Genomic DNA, 6911 nt, shown 5'->3' on the forward strand with positions numbered 1-6911 from the left:
ACGGCGTCCACGAGCCGCGCCACCGTCGCGGCGGCGCGCGGGTCCCGCGACCCGTGCGCCACCGCGACCAGCGGCCGTTCGCCCGGCCCCCCGGACGGCGTCAAGATCGGCAGCCACCCGGTCGGCGTCGCGACCGGCCGCCCGGACGGCCTCACAGGTGGATTCCGCATTCGGTCTTGCCCGTCCCGGCCCACCGGCCGCTGCGCGGGTCCTCGCCGGGGGCGACGGGCCGCGTGCAGGGCTCGCAGCCGATCGACGGGTAGCCGTCATGGTGCAGCGGGTTCACCAGGATGCCGTTGTCCTGGATGTAGTTGTCCATCTCCTCCTGGGTCCAGTCGAGGATCGGGTTCACCTTCACCATGCCGCGCCGCCGGTCCCACTCCACGACCCGCCGGTCGCGGCGCGCGGCCGTCTCGTCCCGGCGGATGCCGCTGAACCAGGCCATGTAGCCCTCCAGCGCGCGGCCGAGCGGCGCGACCTTGCGCAGGTGGCAGCAGAGGTCGGGGTTGCGGCCGTACAGCCGCGGCCCGAGCGCCGCCTCCTGCTCGGCGACCGTCCGGGACGGCCGGACGTCGATGACGTTCACCGGGTACACGGCCTCCACCGCGTCCCGGGTGCCGGTCGTCTCGGCGAAGTGGTAGCCGGTGTCCACGAACAGCACGTCGATCCCGGGCTTCACCCGGGACACCAGGTGGATCAGCGCGGCGTCCGACATCGACGAGGTCAGGCAGATCCGGTCGCCGAACGTCGCGGCGGCCCAGCGGACGACCTCCCGGGCGGGCGCGCCCTCGAGCGCGTCGGCCGCCGACTCGACGACGTCCTCCAGGTGCAGTGCGGGTCTGTCGGTCTCCAGCAGTGTCACGATGGCGTCTCCTCGTGCTCCGGCCGGGGCGCTCCGGCCTCGCGGGGCGTTCCCACCCCGAGGAACTTCAGGTGGAAGGAGCGGACGCAGTCACGGCAGAACCACGCCCCCTCCCCGGTGCGCGGTTCCAGCCGCTCCTCGCCGCAGTACGGGCAGTAGAAGGGTGCGGCCCGCTCGCTCACTTCAGGTCCGCCTCGTCGGCCCGGCCCACCCACTCGGCGAACGTCTCGCCCTCGGCGCGCTGCGCGTCGTAGGCGCGGACGACCCGCTCGACGTAGTCGGTCAGCCCGGCCGAGGTGGTCTTCAGCCCGCGGACCTTCTTGCCGAACGTCCGCCCGAGCGCGCCGCCGAGGTGGATCTGGAAGCCCTCCACCTGGTCGCCGTTCTCGTCCACGACCAGCTGGCCCTTGAGCCCGATGTCGGCGACCTGGATCCGCGCGCAGGCGTTCGGGCAGCCGTTGACGTTGATCGTGACCGGCTGCTCGAAGTCCGGCAGCCGCTTCTCCAGCTCGTCGACCATGTCCATCGCGCGCTGCTTGGTCTCGACGATCGCGAGCTTGCAGAACTCGATGCCGGTGCAGGCCATCGTCTGCCGCCGGAACGTGGACGGCCGGACCTGCAGGTCGTGCCGGGCCAGCTCGTCCGCCAGGGCCTCGGTGTGCTCGGCCGGGACGTCCAGGATGACCATCTTCTGCTCGGCCGTCGTCCGCACCCGCCCGGACCCGTACCGCTCGGCGAGGTCGGCGACGACACCGAGCAGTTCGCCGTTCACCCGGCCCACGCGCGGCGCGAAGCCGACGTAGTACTTGCCGTCGTTCTGCGGGTGGATCCCGACGTGGTCGCGGCGGGGGAGCGGCGCGGCGGGCTCGGGGCCGTCGGGCAGCGCGTACCCCAGGTACTCGTCCTGGAGCACCTGGCGGAACCGCTCCACGCCCCAGTCGGACACCAGGAACTTCAGCCGCGCGCGGTGCCGCAGCCGCCGGTACCCGTAGTCCCGGAAGACCGACACGACGCCCTTCCAGACCTCGTGCGCCTGTTCCGGCCGGACGAACACCCCGAGGCTCCGCGCGAACATCGGGTTGGTGGACAGCCCGCCGCCCACGAACACCTGGTAGCCGACCTCGCCGTCCTCGTTCACGACGCCGACGAACGCCACGTCGTTGATCTCGTGGACGGTGCAGTGCGCGGTGCAGCCCGAGAACGCCGACTTGAACTTGCGCGGCAGGTTGGAGAACTCCGGCGACCCGATGTACCGGTCGTGCACCTCGCGCAGCTGCGGGGTCGCGTCGATCACCTCGTCCGCCGCGATCCCGGCCAGCGGGCAGCCGATCATGACGCGCGGGGTGTCGCCGCACGCCTCGGTGGTGTGCAGGCCGACCGCCTCCAGCGCCTCCCAGATCGCGGGGACGTCCTCGATGCGGATCCAGTGGTACTGGATGTTCTGCCGGTCGGTGATGTCGGCGGTGCCGCGCGCGTACCGGGTGGCGATGTCGGCGACGGTGCGAAGCTGCGGGCCGTCGAGCTGCCCGCCGTCGATGCGCACGCGCATCATGAAGTAGCGGTCGTCGAGCTCCTCGTCGGGCAGCGAGCCGGTCCTGCCGCCGTCGATCCCGGGCTTGCGCTGGGTGTACAGCCCGTACCAGCGGAACCGGCCGCGCAGGTCGGCGGGGTCGATCGAGTCGAAGCCCGCCTTGGAGTAGATCTGGATGATGCGGTCGCGGACGTTGAGCCCGTCGTCGTTCTTCTTGTTCTCTTCGTTCTTGTTCAGGGGCTCGCGGTAGCCGAGGGCCCACTGGCCCTCGCCTCGCGGGCGTCTGACGGTGGTGGTGGTCGCAGGTGGCACGGCGCGTCCTTGGACGGTCAAGGGGACGCGGACGCACCGGCGGCAGGGAACGGCCGGCTCGACGCTGAGCGGAAGGTCGTGTTCGGGACGACGCCGATGCGCCACGCGCCCCGCGTTCGACGGATCGGTCAGTGCGTAGGCACAGGTCGACTACGGCAGGGGCGTGGTCCGGGCGTCACCGACAGGCGGCGCTGCTGACCCGCAGGAAGTCCACGTGCCGGCGCATCACCAGCAGCGGGTCCACGGCAGACATGCCTGAACTGTGACACGGGCCGGAGCGACGTGTCCAGTTCCGTCCGGCATGCGGACGGTGACGAGCGTCATCTCCGGAAATGTCGATCACGGGCCGGACGCCCCGCCGCGCCGTCGAATCGGGGGCGCGACGCGCCGCGCGGATCACGGAAATGGGTGAGCGGAGCATGATCCGGACGGGGGACGCTCTACCGTGGAGGTCGGTGGTGCGTGGAGCGGGCGGAGCGCCCGCGGGCGGTAGGGGCGGTTCGGCGGAGGGAACGGGCGAGAAGGTGGCCGAATTCGAGTCGGTGCCGGCGGCCGTTCCGCGCCCGCGCCCGGGCAGGACGTCCCAACCCGGAGCCCCCGGCCCCGCCGAGGCGGACGAGGCGGCCGAGCCCGAGGCCGTGGACGGCGAGACCGCGGAGTTTGCGACCACGGAGCCCGAGGCCGCGGAGCCCGAGGCCGCGACGTCCGAATCAACGGTGTCCGAGTTCGCACAGGCGGAAGCCGCGCCGCCTCAAGTCTCGACGACCGATGCCGCCCCGACCGATGCCGCACCGCCCCAAGCCGCGCGGACCGATGCCGAGGCGGTGGACGCCGAGCGGACGAAGGGTGCCGAGCGGACGAAGGGTGCCGAGCGGCCGAGGGACACCGAGGGCACCGGGGGAACCGGGGGCACCGGGGGAGGGGGCCTGGAGGCGCCCCTGCACTCCGCGCTCGGGTCGGCCCTGCAGACGGCCTGGATCCTGCTGCGCGGCACGGTCGTGGCGGCGTTCCGCTACCGGGTGACCGGCCTGGCGGCCGAGGCGGCGTTCTTCGCGCTGCTGTCGCTGCCGCCGCTGGTGATCGGGCTGGTCGGCATGATGGGCCACGTCAAGGGGCTGCTCGGCGCGGAGACCATCGGCGAGATCCGCACCTGGACGATCCACCGCGCCGAGAACGTGCTCACCGGGCCGGCCGTCAAGGGCCTGGTCGTGCCGCTGATCGACGACGTCGTCCGGGGCGGGCGGCCGGACGTGGTGTCGGTCAGCTTCCTCGTGTCGCTGTGGGCGGGGTCGCGCGCCACGAACGTCTACGTGGACACGATCACCATCACCTACGGGCTGTCCGGGGTGCGCGGGGTCGTCCGGACCAGGCTGCGCGCGTTCTTCCTGTACCTGCTCGGCCTGGTGCTGATGTCGGCGGTGATCCCGCTGCTGGTCGCGGGGCCGGCGATCGCGCGGGAGGCCGTCCCGCAGAGCTCCGGCTTCGTGGAGGTCTTCTACTGGCCGGTCGTGATCACCCTGTCGGTGGTGTTCCTCGCGCTGCTGTACCACCACAGCATCCCGGTCCGGACGGCCTGGTGGCGGGAGATCCCGGGCGCGGTCGTGGCGCTGCTGATCTGGATCGTCGGCAGCTTCCTGCTGCGCTTCTACCTGGCCGGGTCGCTGCGCGGCGTCTCGGTGTACGGCTCGCTGGCGGCGTCCATCGCGGTGCTCGGCTGGCTCTACGTGGCGGCCCTCGCCGTCCTGCTGGGCGCGGCCCTCAACAGCGAGATCGACCGGCGCTGGCCCAGCGCGGCGACCCTGCGGGCCCGCCAGGAGGCGTCCGACCCGCCGGACCGTCCCTGAACGGCGGCCGGAAGGCGAGGGCGGTGCGACGGCCGGACGTGAGGGTAAAGAATCCCCAGCGATCGGCTGGGAATCAGTCAAGTATGTCGTAACCTCGCCAGGTATGACCCCCAGTGAGCAGGCCGGGCGGTTGCGCACCGTCACCGGCGCCATCGACGCCTCCTCCGTCACCGGACCGGTGCTCGCGCACGAGCACCTCCAGCTCGATCTGCGCTGGCCGACGCACCCGCGGCAGCTGGACTCCGACCCGCGCCGCTGGCTGGACGAGGAGAAGACCGTCACCGGCGAGCTGGGCGCGCTGCGCGTCGAGCACGGCGTCGGCCTGGTCGTGGACCTCACCTGCTCCGGCGCCGGCCGCAACGCCGCCACCCTGTCCCGGATGGCGGCCGGGGCGCGGGTGGCGGTGATCGCCTCCACCGGCGTGTTCGCGGGACCGTTCCACCCGTCCCACGTGGACGACGCCGACGAGGTGCGGCTGGCCGAGCGGCTGCTCGCCGAGATCGGCTTCGGCCTGGACGGGACCAGCGCGCTGCCCGGCGTGATCGGCGAGGTCGGCACCTGGGGGGAGACGCCCACCGAGGCGGAGGAGCGCTGCCTGCGCGCCGCCGCCCGCGCCGCCGCGTACTCGGGCCTGTCGGTCGCCGCGCACGGCCGGTCCGGCCTGGCGCTGCTGGAGGTGCTGACGTCCGCGGGCCTGGCCCCCGGCCGCGTCGCCCTCACCCGGCAGGACCTCGGCGACGACCCGGCCGCGCTGCGCAAGATCGCCGACAGCGGCGCCTACGTCTCGTTCAGCATGCTGCCCTTCGACCCGGACGCCCCGACCCCGCCGCTGGAGGCCCGCATCCGGCCCGTGCTGGAGCTGTTGGACGCCGGGCACGCCGACCGCGTCATGCTCAGCTCCGGGGTCAGCCGGATGACCCACGTGACCCGCTACGACGGCCCCGGCTACGGCCACCTGTTCACCAGCGTCGTCCCCGCCCTGCGCACGGCCGGAGCCGACGACGCCACCCTGGAGCTGATCCTGCACGCCAACCCCCTGGCCTGGCTCACCGCCTCCGACTGACCCGGCACCCGCGAAAGCCCAGGCGAGGTCGTCTCTGCCCGCGGCGACGGGCAGAGACGGCCTCGGAGGACCTATCGGACCTTGTGCAGGTAGTGGCTGAGCGAGTAGCCCGACCTGTTGTTGACCGCCTGCTTGCCCTTCTTCGGGTGGACGTGGACCCAGTGGCGCTTCGAGTGCGGCTCCTGGACCTTCTTGCAGCCGCCAAGCACGTGCCTGGCGTTGTAGTGCAGGCGGTTCACTCTCTTTGAGTGGAGTCGGGGATGCCGCCGGACGGCGAGGTAGTGGCCGCGCTTCACGTGCACCACGTTGTAGTGGCACCTGGGTGCTGATGAGGCGGCGGTCGTGCTGGCGTCCGCCTGCACGGGGACCAGCACCGTGAGGGCGGCCAGCGGGACGGCCGCTGCGGCCGTTTTCCAGAGCTTCATGGTTCCTCCGGATGTTCCGGTGTCTTCGTTGGGGGGGACCTCCGGCCCGGCGAGGACCCGTATCAGGCCGTCCGCGCCGGGCTCCCGGGTGCCCGTCCGGGCCCCTGGCCGGGGACCGGGCCGACCGTCTCGCCTCCCAGCAGCCACACACGCGGGCCTGCCAACAAAACGGTAACAGATCGCACTTGGAAAATAACTCTCCGTTATCGGACCGGGGTGGACACACCAAAAGGCCGAGAGGGGAAGGCCGCCGTGCCCGCCCAGCGTCGAGCATCGCCGCTCGGAGACGAGCGGGACCTGCAAGCTCGCGGGCGCCGCCGCCCTGGTCCGCCACCGCCGGTCACCGGATGAGACGACGTCTAAGCTGGGAAGTGGCCTTGGGCTTCCGGGGGGAGGACGTCATGCCGTCCGTGCAGTTGCCGTTCGCGGACCGGGGTGAGGCCGGACGGGTGCTCGCCGAACGGCTCGTGCCGCTGGGCCTGGAGGAACCGCTGGTGCTCGCGCTGCCGCGCGGCGGGGTTCCGATCGGGTACGAGGTGGCGCGGCGGCTCGGCGGGGTCCTGGACGTGCTGGTGACGCGGAAGATCGGGTGTCCGGGACAGCCGGAGTTCGGCGTGGGCGCGATCGCCGAGGGCGGGGAGCCCGTGTTGGATGCGCGCCTACTGTCGCAGCTCCGGCTGGACGAGGCGGACCTCGCCGCCACCGTGACCGCCGAACGGGCCGAGCTGGAGCGCCGCGTCCGGGCCTACCGGGGTGACCGTCCGCTGCCGGAGCCCGAGGGGCGCGCGGTGGTCGTGGTGGACGACGGGCTCGCGACGGGCGGGACGGCCCGTGCCGCGCTGGCGGCCGTGCGGCCCCGGCGGCCGGCCCGGCT

Annotated in this window: 7 protein-coding genes; 3 read left to right on the forward strand and 4 right to left on the reverse strand. The window is 72.8% G+C overall.

All coding sequences use genetic code 11. From position 1 onward, the window contains the following. Positions 1 to 151 precede the first annotated feature (151 nt). The 3 genes from DZF91_RS30620 to DZF91_RS30630 are packed head-to-tail and all read right to left on the reverse strand — an operon-like array spanning position 152 to position 2705. Positions 152 to 862 (reverse strand): phosphoadenylyl-sulfate reductase, encoded by a 711-nt coding sequence (locus DZF91_RS30620; protein ID WP_117360560.1) that lies wholly within the window; start codon positions 860 to 862, stop codon positions 152 to 154. Further along, a complete protein-coding gene (locus DZF91_RS30625) occupies positions 859 to 1044 on the reverse strand; it encodes an Insertion element protein (protein WP_117360561.1) in 186 nt (61 codons plus the stop codon). Before DZF91_RS30625 ends, DZF91_RS30620 begins: the two co-directional genes overlap by 4 nt. Continuing rightward, on the reverse strand, positions 1041 to 2705 hold the full coding sequence (locus DZF91_RS30630) for a nitrite/sulfite reductase (RefSeq protein WP_117360562.1): 1665 nt from the start codon (positions 2703 to 2705) through the stop codon (positions 1041 to 1043). Before DZF91_RS30630 ends, DZF91_RS30625 begins: the two co-directional genes overlap by 4 nt. A 524-nt stretch (positions 2706 to 3229) precedes the next feature. Here DZF91_RS30630 and DZF91_RS30640 point away from each other — a divergent pair. Both DZF91_RS30640 and DZF91_RS30645 read left to right on the forward strand, forming a co-directional pair. Beyond that, on the forward strand, positions 3230 to 4549 hold the full coding sequence (locus tag DZF91_RS30640) for a YihY/virulence factor BrkB family protein (protein ID WP_235834672.1): 1320 nt from the start codon (positions 3230 to 3232) through the stop codon (positions 4547 to 4549). A gap of 103 nt (positions 4550 to 4652) precedes the next feature. Continuing rightward, positions 4653 to 5612 (forward strand): phosphotriesterase family protein, encoded by a 960-nt coding sequence (locus tag DZF91_RS30645; RefSeq protein ID WP_117360565.1) that lies wholly within the window; start codon positions 4653 to 4655, stop codon positions 5610 to 5612. Positions 5613 to 5683: 71 nt separating this feature from the next. Here the strand turns inward: DZF91_RS30645 and DZF91_RS30650 are convergent, their stop codons facing one another. Beyond that, positions 5684 to 6037 (reverse strand): hypothetical protein, encoded by a 354-nt coding sequence (locus DZF91_RS30650; protein ID WP_117360566.1) that lies wholly within the window; start codon positions 6035 to 6037, stop codon positions 5684 to 5686. Positions 6038 to 6438: 401 nt separating this feature from the next. Between DZF91_RS30650 and DZF91_RS30655 the strand changes: the two genes are divergently transcribed. Further along, positions 6439 to 6911: phosphoribosyltransferase (locus DZF91_RS30655; protein WP_117360567.1), on the forward strand; the 473-nt coding region annotated here is incomplete at its 3' end.

Origin of the sequence: Actinomadura logoneensis, assembly GCF_003428695.1 — a bacterium.
Taxonomy (GTDB): domain Bacteria; phylum Actinomycetota; class Actinomycetes; order Streptosporangiales; family Streptosporangiaceae; genus Spirillospora; species Spirillospora logoneensis.